At 60.2% G+C, this 14596-nt stretch carries 12 protein-coding genes; 7 read left to right on the top strand and 5 right to left on the bottom strand.

Annotated elements, in window-relative coordinates:
* Positions 1-16: 16 nt before the first annotated feature.
* The gene (locus GX181_06305) at positions 17-787 is read right to left on the bottom strand and encodes a hypothetical protein (GenBank protein NLM71552.1); all 771 of its coding nucleotides are present in this window, start codon (positions 785-787) and stop codon (positions 17-19) included.
* Between the two features lie 271 nt (positions 788-1058).
* Between GX181_06305 and GX181_06300 the strand changes: the two genes are divergently transcribed.
* On the top strand, positions 1059-1739 hold the full coding sequence (locus GX181_06300; GenBank protein NLM71551.1) for a response regulator: 681 nt from the start codon (positions 1059-1061) through the stop codon (positions 1737-1739).
* 55 nt (positions 1740-1794) lie between these two features.
* On the top strand, positions 1795-4875 hold the full coding sequence (locus GX181_06295; GenBank protein NLM71550.1) for an EAL domain-containing protein: 3081 nt from the start codon (positions 1795-1797) through the stop codon (positions 4873-4875).
* Positions 4876-4959: 84 nt separating this feature from the next.
* On the opposite strand, the gene GX181_06290 is transcribed toward GX181_06295, so the two are convergent.
* The gene (locus tag GX181_06290; GenBank protein NLM71549.1) at positions 4960-5796 is read right to left on the bottom strand and encodes a tungsten ABC transporter substrate-binding protein; all 837 of its coding nucleotides are present in this window, start codon (positions 5794-5796) and stop codon (positions 4960-4962) included.
* Positions 5797-5894: 98 nt separating this feature from the next.
* Between GX181_06290 and GX181_06285 the strand changes: the two genes are divergently transcribed.
* From GX181_06285 to GX181_06265, 5 genes are all read left to right on the top strand, one after another.
* On the top strand, positions 5895-6590 hold the full coding sequence (locus GX181_06285) for an ABC transporter permease (GenBank protein ID NLM71548.1): 696 nt from the start codon (positions 5895-5897) through the stop codon (positions 6588-6590).
* 10 nt (positions 6591-6600) lie between these two features.
* Complete coding sequence (locus GX181_06280) at positions 6601-7254, top strand: energy-coupling factor ABC transporter ATP-binding protein (GenBank protein ID NLM71547.1); 654 nt, start codon at positions 6601-6603, stop codon at positions 7252-7254.
* 125 nt (positions 7255-7379) lie between these two features.
* On the top strand, positions 7380-8126 hold the full coding sequence (modA, locus tag GX181_06275) for a molybdate ABC transporter substrate-binding protein (GenBank protein ID NLM71546.1): 747 nt from the start codon (positions 7380-7382) through the stop codon (positions 8124-8126).
* Positions 8127-8164: 38 nt separating this feature from the next.
* Positions 8165-8809: a molybdate ABC transporter permease subunit gene (modB, locus tag GX181_06270; GenBank protein NLM71545.1), complete on the top strand. Its 645-nt coding sequence runs from the start codon at positions 8165-8167 to the stop codon at positions 8807-8809.
* Positions 8802-9896: an ATP-binding cassette domain-containing protein gene (locus GX181_06265; protein ID NLM71544.1), complete on the top strand. Its 1095-nt coding sequence runs from the start codon at positions 8802-8804 to the stop codon at positions 9894-9896. The genes modB and GX181_06265 overlap by 8 nt, the downstream gene beginning before the upstream one ends.
* 169 nt (positions 9897-10065) lie before the next feature.
* Here GX181_06265 and GX181_06260 read toward each other — a convergent pair whose 3' ends face one another.
* The 3 genes from GX181_06260 to GX181_06250 form a co-directional block, all read right to left on the bottom strand.
* The gene (locus GX181_06260) at positions 10066-11364 is read right to left on the bottom strand and encodes an NCS2 family permease (protein NLM71543.1); all 1299 of its coding nucleotides are present in this window, start codon (positions 11362-11364) and stop codon (positions 10066-10068) included.
* A 31-nt stretch (positions 11365-11395) separates the two neighbouring features.
* On the bottom strand, positions 11396-13117 hold the full coding sequence (locus GX181_06255; protein ID NLM71542.1) for an adenine deaminase: 1722 nt from the start codon (positions 13115-13117) through the stop codon (positions 11396-11398).
* 96 nt (positions 13118-13213) lie between these two features.
* Positions 13214-14458, bottom strand: coding sequence for an HD-GYP domain-containing protein (locus tag GX181_06250; GenBank protein ID NLM71541.1), 1245 nt, complete (start codon positions 14456-14458; stop codon positions 13214-13216).
* Positions 14459-14596: the final 138 nt, after the last annotated feature.

The following is a 14596-nucleotide window of genomic DNA, read 5'->3' as shown; positions in this document are numbered from 1 at the left end:
GGCCCCCTCCGCCCTCTCACTCCGCCTCGAAGCAGAACCTCTCAAGCCCCAGCAGCTCGGCGGGGATGGCTATCGTCGTGCCGAAGAAGATCGTCCTCTTGCCCGCGAAGGCCTCCAGTATGCCGTCGATCGTCCCGTTGGACATGGACGACCCGGTGGCCAGAGCCACGTCCGCCAACGAGGCCGCGCGCGTCAGGTCCTTCTCCCCGTCCAGGACCGTCACGCCGTGGACGGTCCTGCCGATGTTCTCGGGGTTGAGATCGAGCACCAGAACTCGCTCCGGGCCGAGCGACTCGGACAGCCCCTTCAGAATGGCGGGCTGGTAGCCTATTATGGCGACCTTTTCGCCATTGACCAGCTCTTCGGCGAGCCTCCGCCCCATCTTCTCGCCGCAGGTCTTCGGCGAGGCGTCACGGCAGTGGATCGTCTTGTCTCCCCAGTTCAAATGCAGCCCGATCGCGTTGATGCCCGCGGTCGCTATCGCCCTCTCCCTGTCCTCCGACAGGGGCAGGCTCAGCATCTCCGAGACGGTGCCGCTCCACGACGACAGATGAGAGGTGAAGGCCTGGCCCTTCGCCCCTCTCACCACCGCCTCGACCAGCCGCTCCTCCCCCCTCTGCAGGGCGAAGTCGGTGAAGGGCGCAGGGTCGCCTATCGCCTGCTCGACATTCAGCGCACGGATCTCCACTATCTCGTCGAGAAGGTCTGGGGCCTCGCACTCCAAACGGTCCCGAACGGCAACGGTCAGTCTCGTCATCAGATCCAAGCTGCTCATCTTTTTCCTCAAGACTGGGACACCTCCAAATGGGATATGCAACTGAGTTGCATAATACTATCACCCAACATCTCGCTTTGCAATATTTATGATACTTTTTTCACCGCCTACACGGCCTTGTTTCACTTCTCGCGCTTGAATCGTTAGTTTTCATGTATAATTATGGGTTAGTGAGACCCTGAACAGACGGGCGCCTCCGCGGTAGATAGTGTTCTAAGCACTCTTTAAGAAGGGAGAGCTGGGATTGCACCCTCTGAACGTCCTCATCGCCGAACCGGATATCATGTTGCGCACTCTTTATCGCGACATTGTAACTGAAAACACCGGCTACTTGTTCGCCGGCTTCGCTGACGACGGCGTATCCCTCGGCTCTCAACTGGCAAGTTCGTCCATCCACCTGGTTCTATTGGACATACTTCTGCCGGCGTTCAACGGTCCAGAGGACTTCAGGAGATTGCGAGCGGAGCAACCGAGGGTCGACTTCATCATCCTCTCGTCCGAGAAAGCCCCGGACATAGTGAGAGGCACTATCTGCTCGGGTGCCTTCGACTACCTGATAAAGCCCTTCGAATGGGATCGCTTCCGGCGCGCCCTCAAGGCATACGAGGAGTACCACCGCAGCTTGGTCGGGAGAAAACGTCCATGGAAGCAGGAGGACATCGACCGGGTAACCGGCTTCAAGAAACGCATGGCTGATTTTTCCCGGGGAATCCCGAAGGGCTTCCAGGAGACACTGATCAACCGCATAACCAATCTGCTTGACGAGTCGGAGCTTCCCCTATCCGCCCAGGATACCGGGCGGATGCTGGGGATCTCCAGGTCCAGCGCGCGCCGCTACCTGGAGTATCTCGCCGAGGAGTGCGGGATATCGGTGAAGTTCCAGTTCTCCCAGGTAGGGCGCCCCAAAAAACTGTACTTCATACCTGAAAAGCCCGTTGACCACCGGCGGGAGGAGGAAGCATGAAGACCGAACCGCTCATTGACGGACCGGCCTTTGAAAAAACATGGAGGGGTATCACATGGAGTTAGCACCTCTTCTAACGTCTCTGCTCTTCTTCGGGATCTTCGCTATTTACCTTTTCTTCGGAATCTACGCGGTTCACCTGAATAAGGATGACAGCCTCAACAAGACCCTGTTTCTTCTCTGCTTGTCATTTGCCGTACACTCCCTTGGAGTATCGATAGCAAGCTCCGCCCCCAGCCCGGAGTCATGTCTTATTTGGAATAAGTTCGCCTTTTCCGGACACGCCGCCCTATACGCGCTGTTTCTGCACTTTGTAATGCTCCTTACGAGCACGGTAAAAAAGCGGAGAGGGGGATTGTTTCCACACCTTCTCTACTTGCCGACCATAGTCCTGATCTTCGCGTTCTCTCTATCGAACGACTTCTCATCCTCGCTTTACAAGCTTCAGAGCACAGAACTGGGATACGCCCACACTCTTGAAAGAGGCGAATGGTTCTATGCATTTTTAACGTACCAAGTCCTGTACGTCCTCCTGGGGCTTGCCCTGCTATGGCGATGGGGCAGGGGTTCACAGGACGGAAAGATAAAAGGGCAGGCGAGGATACTCATGTTTTCAGCGATCCTCGCCTTCGTGCCCCCTTGGTTCATGGGCCACCTGCTTCACTCTCTTCGGCTTTACAATGTGCCGTCCCTAAAGGCGTTCTTCCCTCTTCTGCTGCTGGCGGGGATGTATATCGCCATGGTAAAATTCGGGCTGATGAGGACGTCGCCCGACCCGGACGACGAGCTCTTCCTGGAGGAGCTGACCAACTCAAAGCTGGTGTTCAGCCTGGGGGCGGCGTTCATCATGGGCGGGATAACAACCGGCCTTGCCCACTTCTTCCCCTTCGCAGTCCAGAGCGATCTTTCCATGCGCTCGATGCTCCAGGCGAGCTACATCTTCTTCCTCTTCGGGTTTTTGACGCTGGCGACCCAGTTCATCGCGACCCTCGACATCAGAAAGAACGCCATGCTGCTCGTCATGCTGCTCAGCATTCCCGCCTTGACCTGGCAGTTCATTGAGTATGCGGCCATAACCATCTGGGTCTTTCCCGTGGTGATAATGATGGTTACCCTACTGTTCACATCGCGTTTGCCCCTGATCCTCGTCACCGCCGTGGCGATCGCGACACAGATACCGGTGGTCATAAACGCGCCGTCCGATTTCGTGATCATGGACACGTTCGACTACGCGGCGAGGATCAGCATCCTCCTGGTGGCCTTTTTCGTCGGGTTGCTGGTCAACAAGACATACGTGGTCAGGGTGAAGGAGATCGAGCTGCAGACCCGTTCGCAAAAGCTGATCTCGGAGATATCCACCGAACTTGTGAGCATCAATATATCCAGCTTGGACCGGAAGGCAAATCTGCTTCTGGAGAAAATCGCGACATTCTTCCAAGCCGACAGGGCCAGCATATTTCTGTTCGATGCCGAAAGAGAGGACGCTCTCTACTCCTACGAATGGAACGCCGAGGGAGTCCCTCCCGTTCCACGTCACGTCAACCCCATAGCCCGCGATGCCTTATCCAAGTGGATCGATCATTTTAGTGAGAACAAGTTCTTTTTCATCGACAACACCAAGATCATCTCCGATGCTCTCTCGGATGAAAGGGGAGAGCTCTTGCAGCAGGGAGTCAAGTCCGCGGCGGCCGTCCCGATAGAGGAGAACGGGGAGATACTCGGCTTCCTCGGAATGCAGTCGACAAAGGAGAGCAGGAAGTGGTCCGAGACTCACACGGAGCTGCTTAACATCCTGTCGAACCTGCTCGCCGACGGATTCATACGTATCCGCTCGGAGAAGGAGATCGAGCTAATGGCCTACTACGACCAGCTCACCGGCCTGCCGAACCGCACCCTCTTCTCAGATAGGCTGGCCCAAGCCATACATCTTGCGAAGCGTAACAACAGGCTGGTCGGCGTAATCCTCATGGACCTGGACAGTTTTAAGATGATCAACGACACTTTGGGGCACAGCGGAGGCGACGCGCTGCTGAAGGAGGTGGCGCGCAGCCTTCAGCAGCGCCTTCGCAGGTCGGACACGGTGGCCAGGTTCGGCGGAGACGAGTTCCTGATCCTTCTGAACGACGTCGCGGACTACGTCAGCATCGCCAAGGCCGTGGAGGACATAATGGAGATATTCGTCCACCCATTTTACGTGCACGGACAGAACTTCTTCATCTCGGGCAGCGCCGGCGCGGCTGTCTACCCCCACGACGGAACCGACGAGGAGACGCTGCTTAAGAACGCCGACGTGGCCATGTACATGGCCAAATCCAGGGGGAAGAACCAGTACGTGATGTGCACGGAGGACATGAAGGACGAGGTCATGAGGGCCAATGAGCTCTCAAGCGAGCTGTACGGGGTCCAGGACAGGGGCGAGCTGGTCATGCACTACCAGCCGCAGTTCAACCTTGAAACGGATGAGATAGTCGGGGTCGAGGCCTTCGTCCGATGGAATCATCCGGTGATGGGCATCATCCCGCCGGGCTCCTTCATCCCCCTGGCGGAGATGAACGGCACCATAGACGGCATAGGGGAGTGGATACTGCGTTCGGCCGTGGGGCAGAGAAAACGCTGGACGAAGAAGGCCCCGGCCGGGATGAGGATCGCCGTGAACCTCTCCGTGGTTCAGCTCTACAACCCGGACTTCGTGGACAACCTCGCGGTCATCCTGAAGGAGGCCAGGCTGGACCCGAAATACTTGGAGCTGGAGATCAAGGAGTGCGCCGCCATAAGGGAGACGGAGCTGGTGCTGGGCAAGTTGAAGAAGCTGAAAAAACTAGGGGTGTATATCTCGATCGACGACTTCGGGACCGAGTGCTCCTCCCTCAGCCGCCTGAAGATTCTACCGATAGACAGGTTGAAGATAGACATGCCCTTCGTCCAGGGGACGGAGAGAGACGCAAAGGACCGGACCATCACTACAACGATCATCAACCTGGCCAAGGGGCTGGGGGTCGAGGTGATGGCCGAGGGGGTCGAGACGGAATCGCAATTGAACTACCTGAGGCAGGAAGAGTGCGACGACGCGCAGGGTTTCTACTACGGCAAACCGATGCCCGCGGACGACCTCGAGAGGCTTTTCCTCATGGGATGACCCGGCGGGGCCATTCATAAAAAAAATGGGCCAAGGCTGTCGATGACTGCCCCGGCCCTGGATTCTCAAAGACGGATCGCGTCTTTACTGCTCGGCGTTAGGGAAGAAGAGCTGCTTGCCCAGCAGGGAGAAGTCTGCGATGGCCTTCTGGGTCGACGGCGAGGCCATCCAGTCTATGTAGGTCATGGCCAGGTCATAGCGTGTGTTCTCCCACTTCTCCGGGTTGACGGCTATGACACTGTACTGGTTCTTAAGCGAGTCGTCGCCCTCCAGCACTATCGCCAGGCCGGCGTGCTCCTTCTGCGAATCCTCGTACTTGATGAAAGTCCCTCGGTCGGTGAAGACGTAGCCCTTGCGCTCCGCGCCTATCATGAGCGTCTCGAGCATACCCTGCCCGGTCTGGATGTACCACTTCTCCCTGTCCGGCTCCTGCACGCCGGCCGCGGCCCAGAGGCGAAGCTCGGCCATGTGAGTGCCGGACTTGTCCGCGCGGCTGGCGAACGGCTCTTCCTCGGTCGCAATCTTTTTATAAGCCTCCGTGACGGAGAGCCCCCGGATCTTCGCCGGGTCCGAGTCGGGCCCCACGATTATGAAGTCGTTGTACATGACCTGGCGGCGGTTGACTCCCGCACCCTCTTCCACGAACTTGGCCTCGGCCTCGGGGTCGTGAACCAGCAGCACGTCGACATCGCCGTTTCTACCGTACTCCAGGGCCTTGCCTGTGCCGACCGCTACCCACTGAAGCTCGATGTCCTTCTCCTCCAGCAGGAGCTCGGCGAGGTAGTCGAGCAGGCCGGTGTTGTCGGTGCTGGTGGTGGTGGCCATGCGAAGGACCTCCGTCGCCGAGCAGGCACCCGCACCGAATACGACCAAGACAACGATCAGAACGAAGGCACAAAGTCTGCGAAGACTCACAACTATCTCCTCCTTGCTTTCATGCGTTTTTACTGCGCAGGGGATATGATATCATATTTCCCCGTCAACCAGTACGACTGCTTCCGATGAAAGGGTGTTGCGCGTTGAACTACCTCTCCGAGGGCTTCATACAGGGCTTCTCTCTCCTCTTCTCCGGCGACGAGGAGGTCTGGTCCGCAGTTTTCGAGACTCTGAGGCTATCGAGCCTGTCAATGTCCGTCTCCCTTCTCATAGGCATACCCGCGGGTTTCGCGCTGGGGCACTTCTCGTTCCCCGGCAGGCGAGGGATTCGACTGCTGGTGGACACGCTTCTTTCGATACCCACCGTGGTCGTCGGCCTGTTCGTCTATTCGTTCATATCCAACCGAGGCCCGTTCGGCAGGTTCGAGCTGCTCTTCACCACCACTGGAATGGCGATCGGACAGACGATATTGGCCCTGCCGATCATCATCGCGCTCACCGCCTCCGCAGTCGAGAACACCGATCGTCGCCTCCGTTTCACTCTTCTCACGCTTGGCGCCAGGGGACGGAGGCTGCTGCTGTCCACCCTGTGGGAGGCTCGCCACCAGATACTGCTGGCCGCGGTCACAGCCTACGGGAGAGTGACAGCCGAGGTGGGCGTGTCGATGATGCTCGGCGGCAACATCAAGTGGCACACGAGGACCGTGACTACCGCCATAACGCTCGAGACAGGCAAGGGCAACTTCGCCACCGGGATAGCGTTGGGGGTGCTGCTGCTGTGTCTCTCCTTCGGGCTCAACTGGAGCGTCTCATTCCTCCGCGGAAGGAGCGCGGTGTGATCCGGTCGCCATGAAGACCCCTGTCTACAAGCTGAAGGACATAGTCTGCGGCTACGACGGCAAGCCGGTCCTGTGGATCGACTCGCTGGCCCTTAATGACGATGGCCCCGTGGCCTTCGTCGGGCATAACGGCAGCGGAAAGAGCACCCTGCTGAACCTCCTCGCGTTCCTTCTGCCTCCCATCTCGGGGAACCTTCTTTTCATGGGAGAAAGTGCCGATATCGACGGCAAGGACGCGCTGAACGTAACCATGCTGATGCAGGACCCCTACCTGCTGAGGCGGTCCGTGTTCGATAATGTCGCCTACGGACTGAAGGCCCGCGGGGCCAGGGATGTCCGCGACAGGGTCGTCGAGGCGCTGGAGATGGTCGGCCTCTCCCCTGACTTCGCGCGGAGGGAGTGGTACCAGCTCTCAGGCGGGGAGGCCCGGCGAGTCGCGCTCGCCTCGCGCCTGGTGCTCAGGACGAAAGTACTGCTTCTGGATGAGCCAACCGCTAACGTGGACGAGGAGAACGCACAGCTGATAGCTCGAGTCATACTCGACGCGCGCAAACTCTGGGGCGCCCTTCCCTTCATAGCCACGCACGACCTGCAGTGGCTCGACGGAGTGACCCAAAAGAGAATCTTCCTGCGGCGCGGGAGGATCGAGAGGATGGATACCTGATACGATCGCGCGATTTTTCCGGAGGTGATTCTCACCCTGACCCCTTGTACCATTCTTACCTCTTGCCAAGAATCGTCTACGCCGCTACAATAATGCAACCATGTTGCATTTAGGAGGAATTCCGTATGAGAGTCTTTCTTAACAGGCTGTTAATCTGCTCAATGATAATCGCATTCGCCTTCGGCGTTTCCAGCGCCGCGGCAAATGACAGGGCGGGGATCGTCGCGGCCGCCGCGTCGCTTCAGTCAATGCTCGCTGAAGTCTTGCCCTGGTTCAACGGAGCCCGGGACACGGAGCTCGAAGGAGTATTCGGAGCGTCCGGCAACCTGGCAAGGCAGATAGAGACGGGGGCGCCGTTCGACCTGTTTCTCAGTGCGGACGAGCAGTGGGCGCGCTACGCGGAGGAGAGGAAGTTGCTGGAAGGATCTCCCCTTCCATTCGCGGTAATGCCGCTGGTCCTCTGGCACTCCGGAGAGGCTTCACCCTCCCTCGATCTGCTCGGTGACAGGACGAAGAGCGTCGCAATCGCCAACCCCGAGACGGCGCCCTTCGGAAAGAGAGCCCGGACCTACCTGTCCGAAAAGGGACTGCTTGAGGATTTGGAGGCAGATGAAAGGCTTTTCATAGGGGGAGATGTGCTGAAGACAGGCCTTGCCGCAATGAGCGGCGCGGCGGATCTGGCTATCCTGCCGCTGAGCACCGCGGCCTCGCTCGGCGAGGGAGCCTGGACACTGCTGGACGCCGAGCCCCAGACACTGTTCGGAGGGCTCGTCAGTGGGCGGGCATCCCGGTCGGCGGTTGAGTTTTGGGAGTTCATCCGCTCACCGGAGGCACTCCCCTTTCTCGAGAAGTACGGCTTCATGGCACCCTGAGGCGCCGGACTCGGTAGCTGCGTGATTTGTCCGGGACGATGATACGCCCGCTGTTGCTCAGCCTGCGAGTCCTCTGCTTCGCTATCCCGCTGCTGATACTTCTAGGGGGCGGGATAGGATGGATTCTGGCCCGCTCCCGGTTTCCCGGCAAGGGATTCGTCTCCCTACTGGTGCAGCTTCCATTGATACTGCCCCCGTCCGTGATGGGCTTCTACCTGCTCTTTGCGATCGGCAAGTCACCCATGCTGAAGCCGCTCGGAATCCTCTTCTCCTTCCGCGCGCTGGTGCTGGCGGCGGTGGTCTCGGCCCTTCCCATCATGATCCAGTCCGCCCGCGCTGCGTTCTCCTCGGTGGAGCGCGAGCTGGAGGACGCCGCGCGCACTCTCGGCAAGGGAGAGTGGACTGTATTTCGCACCATCACCCTTCCGCTGTCCCGCCGCACTCTGCTGGTAGGTCTGGCTCTGTCGTCCGCAAGGGCACTCGGCGACTTCGGCGTCTCCCTGATGATCGCGGGCAACATTCCGAGCAGGACCCAGACTCTTCCCCTCTATATCTACAACCGGGTGGAGACGCTGGACTTCGCGGGGGCTCATGCCGCATCCCTGCTGCTTGTGGGCGCAGGATTCGCGAGCCTCTACCTGGTCAGGCTCCTAGAGGAGGGGAGGAATGAGCACCATGCTTGACGCGGAATTCTCCGATTCGTTCGGCGGTTTCTCCATGAACGTAAACCTGTCCCTGGGGGAGGAGACGGGGGTTCTGTTCGGTCGAAGCGGTTCGGGCAAGAGCATGACCCTCAGGACCATCGCAGGGCTGCGCACCCCGAAGGAGGGCCTGCTGACCCTCGGCGACAGGACCCTCTACTCGTCCTTCGGAGGTGTAAACCTTCCTCCGAAGGAGAGAGGCGTCGGACTGCTCTTCCAGGGGCTTGCCCTCTTCCCTCACATGACGGCATTGGAAAATGTCGCCTACGCCTTGCCGAAAGGCAGGGCCGGGCGAGAAAAGGCGGCCCTGTGGCTGGCGCGCATGAAGATGGAAGGATTCGAGGACAGGTTGCCTTCGCGCCTGTCCGGGGGGCAGCGCCAGAGGGTGGCTCTTGCCCGGGCACTCGCTGCTGAGCCGGCACTGCTGCTGCTCGACGAGCCCTTCAGCGCACTGGACGGACCTCTCAGACGCAGCCTTCGCAGAGAGTTGAGGGAGGTTCGGGCCGAGGCGGGAATACCGATGCTGTACGTAACGCACCAGATCGAGGACCTATGCTCGCTCGGGGACAGGGTCTTCGTGATCCGCGACGGGCTTGTGGAGGAGAGTTTCCCCGTGGAGCGCCTTTGGGAGAAGGGCGCGCGGGGCGAGGCTTGGAGCGCCCTGGGATGGGGCAACCTGTTCAGAGGCCGGATAATCGGCTGCGACAGCGAGTGCGGCTACCGGTTCGAGGGCGACAGCCTGTCGCTCTCGCTTGACGGCGGATCACACACGACGGGGGAAAGCCTCGTGTTCGTCGCGCCTGACAGGATACGCATACTCTACCCGGACATTCCGATCGACCCGGACCTTCGCGGCAACGTCTTCTCCGCCGTAGTAGAGGAGACCACGCCGCTGGCAGGCGCGATGCGCCTGTACCTTACCTCCGAGCACGGGATAATCTGGCAGGCGGAGCATCCGTCGGAGTCCTACCAGGCATTGAACTTGCGCCCCGGTTCAAAGGTTCGCTTCGCTGTGCCTCCGTCAAGCATAGAGTCGTGGGGCGGAGAGCGCAACGGCGAGAGACAGTGACTACGGAATTGGTCTGAGATCCCTCGGCAAAAAACGCCTCGGGATGACACAAACCAAGAATGGCAAACACAAAACAGCCGCCTCGGGATGACACGGATCACGGGATGGCAAGTACCAGGTACGACAAAAAAAGGAGCGCCCTGGAGGGCGCTCCTTTTTCCGTCCGTTGCTAGAAGAACAGCTCCTTGGCGACGAATAGCACCGCCAATCCCATCATTATGACGCTGACGTCCTTCGACTTTCCGCTGAGTATCTTTATCCCCACGTAGGAGATGATGCCGAACTCAATGCCGACCGCGATGCTGTAGCTGAAGGGCATGACCATGATGGCGATGCAGGCCGGGACGAGCTCCGTCCAGTTGTCGTAGTCCATGTCCTTGACGCTCATCATCATGAAGACTCCTACCAGCACCAGGGCCGGGGCCGTCGCGCAGGACGGCACTATCGCCACTATGGGCGAGAAGAAGAGGGCTAGGATGAACAGGGTCGCAGTGACGAAAGCGGTGAGTCCTGTCCTGCCTCCCACCTCCACCCCGCTGGCGCTCTCCACGTAGGATGTGACAGTCGAGGTTCCGAGCACGGCGCCCGCCACTGTTCCAACGGCGTCGGCCATCAGGGCCTCCTTCGCCTTGGGCAGGCAGCCGTCGCAGTCAAGCATGTCCGCCCGCTTGGTGACCCCGACGAGAGTGCCGACCGTGTCGAAGAAGTCCACGAAGAAGAAGGAGAACAAGACGATCCAGAAGTTGGGGTTGGCCAGTCCCGAGAAGTCCATCTTCATAAAGGTGGGCATGACCGAGGGGGGCGCCGATATCAAGCTCTCCGGCGCCTGGGCGATGCCGAGCGGTATCGCCGCGGCTGTGATCACCAAGATCCCGATGAGTATCGCGCCTCTGACCTTTAGAGCCTGCAGCACGGCCATGATGAAGAATCCCGCTACTGCTAAACCTACCTCCAGGTTCTTGAGGTCTCCGAGGGCCACCAGCACCGCGTCGTCCTTTACAATTATCTTCGCGCCCTGCAGGCCGATGAACGCTATGAACAGCCCTATGCCGGCCGAGATCCCTATCTTGAGGGACATGGGGATGTCATTGACCACGCTCTCGCGCAGCTTGGTGAGGGTCAGCAGAATGAAGAGTATTCCCTCGATGAACACCGCCGCGAGCGCGACCTCCCAGGAGATCCCCATCCCCAGCACGACGCCGAACGCAAAGAAGGCGTTGAGCCCCATGCCCGACGCGAGCGCTATCGGGTAGTTGGCCATGAACGCCATCAGGTAGGTGGCGATGGCCGCGGACAGACACGTGGCGGTCATAACCGCGCCGAACGGCATCCCGGCCGCCGATAGGATGCCGGGGTTGACGAAGATGATGTAGGCCATCGTCATGAAGGTGGTTATCCCCGCCATGACCTCCGTCTTAACGTCCGTGCCGCACTCCTTGAGCCTGAACTGCTTCTCCAAAAACGACATTGTTTTTCTCCCGCCTTTCTGTTATGTGGTCTTATTCTATGAACATCGACTGCAAGCCGCCCCTGCCGAGATCGACATACCCCTGGTCGGTCAGCTTCAATTCGGGTATGACCGACAGCGAGAGGAAGCTCATAGCCATGAAAGGGTGCTCCAGATCCGTCCCCAGGCCCGCCGCAGCCCGCTCGACCTTCTCGAAAGAATCTATGACTTCGTCCGCCGGCGATGGGTTCATCAGCCCGCCCACAGGCAGGGACAGAGACGAGAGCACATTCTCGCCCCTTACGGCGGCTATCCCCCCGCCCTGCTCAACGAGGAAGGCGAAGGCCCTCCTAATGGAAGCGATGTCCATCCCGGCCGCTACGAAGTTGTGAGCGTCGTGGGCCACGGAGGAGCAGATAGCGCCCTCCTTCAGCCCAAGCCCCCGGACAAAGCCCACGGCCAGCCTGCCCGTCCCCTGGTTCTTCTCGAGTACCGCGAGGTACGCCAGGTCGCGCGAGGGATCGGCGACGGCCAGTCCATCGCGGACGGTCGGCTCGATCAGCAAATGTTCGGTAACCACCTGCCCCCTCTTGACGCCGATGGCCCTTATCCTAGCGCCGCTCGGCACCTCGACCCGGAAGGACTCCCCGGGCGGAACGGAGACCGGCTTCGTCCTGACTACGGGCGGCTTCGCGCGGGGTAGCTGGCCAGCCAGCAGCCTTCCCTCCTCGGCGACAAGCTCGCCGTCCTTCCAGACCTTCAGTGCGTTGCAGTTCTCAAGCGAGTCGACCGCGACCAGGTCCGCCCGGCGGCCCGGGGCTATGGCGCCCCTGTCGCGCCAGCCGAAGTACTCGGCCGTTGATAGGGTGATCATTCGAAGGGCAATCAGGGGGGGAATTCCAAGTCGGGTTGAAAGTCGCATCTTCTCGTCCATGTGGCCGAAGTCCCTGAGGTAGCGGGCGGTGAGGTCGTCGCTGACCATCATGCAGCGGCTTGAGCGGGCGGGGTCCTCCTTTACCAGCTTCGCGAGCTCGGCGAGGTTTTTCTCGGTTGCACCCTCGCGGATCATGAGCCACATGCCGCGCCGTAGCTTCTCCCGGCCCTCGTCGATGGCAAAGCTCTCGTGGTCGGAGTCGCAGCCGGATAGAAGGTAGGCGCAGAGCTCCTTTCCGGAGAGCCCGGGGGCATGCCCCGAGCGGGGTCTCCTTCCGGATGCGTACAGCTTGGCCCACAGGGCCGCATCCCCGTGGATGACGCCGGGGTAGTTCATCACCTCGCCGAGCGAGTCGCACATGCCTCGCTCGAACATCTCGGCTATCGCCTCCGCGTCAAGCGGCTCAAGCGGCGTCTCGAAGGGCGAGGCAGGAACGCAGGAGGGGGCGGTGAAGAGGATGTCCACCGGGCAGTCGAGGCTTTCGCGCCACATATACTCGACCCCGGCCATGCCACAGGTGTTGGCTATCTCGTGCGGGTCTGCCGCTGCCGCGGAGGTGCCGCGCACAGAAGTCAGCTCGGAGAAGCCCGCAGGGGTCAGCATGGTGCTCTCGATATGGCAGTGCCCATCCAGAAAGCCCGGCGCAAGCACAAGACCCGAGAGGTCCTGCTCGTCGCGTCCGTCGTACCCATGCCCCACCCCGGCGATGCGACCGCCGTATATCGCCACGTCGACCTTCTCGTACTCCAGGGTGAATACATTCGCCACCAGCGAACCCCGCAGCACCAAGTCGGCAGGAGAGTCGCCCCTGGCGACCGCCAGCAAGGAATCGATGTTCACGCCCGATCCCCTCCTTTTCGTTCGATAAGTATAATCGAAAGGGCGGTGCTTCGCAATCGAAGAGCCGCCCTTGACGTTTGCCGAAACAGGGGAGGACTATGTCAAGGCCTTCTCCAGGGCCTTCGAAAAAAGCTCGTCCCACAGGGGAAGAGCCGCCTGCAGGGAGATGCGCTTGTCCCCTCCCCGAGTAAACATCCGGGAGTCGCCCTCCTTGAAGAGCCTTTCAACAAGTCCTTCCGGACACGTCGCGCCCAGCAGGACGTCCAAGCGGTCTTTCAGGGTGAAGACGTCCCCCAGCGGCCTCCGGACCTCTTTCGACAGTGAGGCCACCGTTATGCACTCAGGCCGCTGAGAGCGTTCATTCAGGCCTCCGGGCGTCTGGACCGAGGCCACCGAGCCGTCCTTCATCAGCAGGAGGGAGCCTGCCGGGAACGGCACGACCACCCTGCCCATCAGGGGAGCGATGTCCGGGTCGAACTGGCTGCCGGCACCATCGAGGACGACCTCCAAAGCCTCGAAGGGGAGCATGCCTCTCTTGTAGGGTCGCGAGCTCGTCATGGCGTCGAAGGCGTCGGCGATCGATACGAGCCTCACCAGCATCGGTATGTTCTCGCCATCGAGGTGTTTCCCCTTGACAAGGCCGTAGCCGCTTCCGTCGAGGCGCTCGTGATGGAAGGCGACGATGGCCCGTACCATGGGCATGAGGTAGTTGTAGGAGCGCAGCAGGTCGAAGCCCTTTTTGGGGTGAAGGCGCATCACGTCCCACTCGGCCTCGTCCAGCGGTCCTGGCTTGTCCAGGATATCAGGGGGAACGAATGTCTTGCCTATGTCGTGGAGCACGGCCCCCATACCCAGGTTGAGCCTCGCCGTATAGTCGAACCTCTTCAGGACACCGCTCTCCCAGGCCGCCCTGCTCAGGACCACGGAGAAGAGAGTAACCGACCATGAGTGCTCATAGGTGTATTCGCTGTGGTTGGAGAGGGATCTTAGCTCGGAGAAGACATGGCCCTCCCCGGCGAAGAGTGCTTCGATCAGGATCGATATCTGACCCTCCACCTCGGCGAGCAGCTTGGGGGAGATCCTCCGGCCGCGCGACGTCTGGTGCATTATTTTCTGCACGCCCTGTTTCACCGTGGCCTTCAGGCCGACCGGTATCGGCGATTTATGGTCGTAGCTCTTCTCGTCGGGGGTCCTGACCCTGATGGTCATTATCCCGTTTCGGATCATGGCGTTCTTCAGCGACGGCGTTATGGGCGCCCCGCTGACGACCAGCGGTACTCCGCTGGGAGAGAGGATGTCCTCGTCTATGACCCAGGGGGGCTGGATTTCACTTACAGGCAAGACAACGCGAATGACACTCACCCCCGACTGCTGTTCAAAGACCTTTTCAACATCGTAATGCAAAAAGCCCGGCGGTGCAAGCATCCGGCAGTAAAAACGGGCTTTCGGGGAGACGCACGCTTTTTGCTAACGTGCCAC

The organism is Synergistaceae bacterium (assembly GCA_012521675.1).
GTDB lineage: Bacteria > Synergistota > Synergistia > Synergistales > Aminobacteriaceae > JAAYLU01.
Note: the sequence above shows the minus strand (reverse complement) of the source record. Positions and strands in the feature narration are given on the sequence as shown.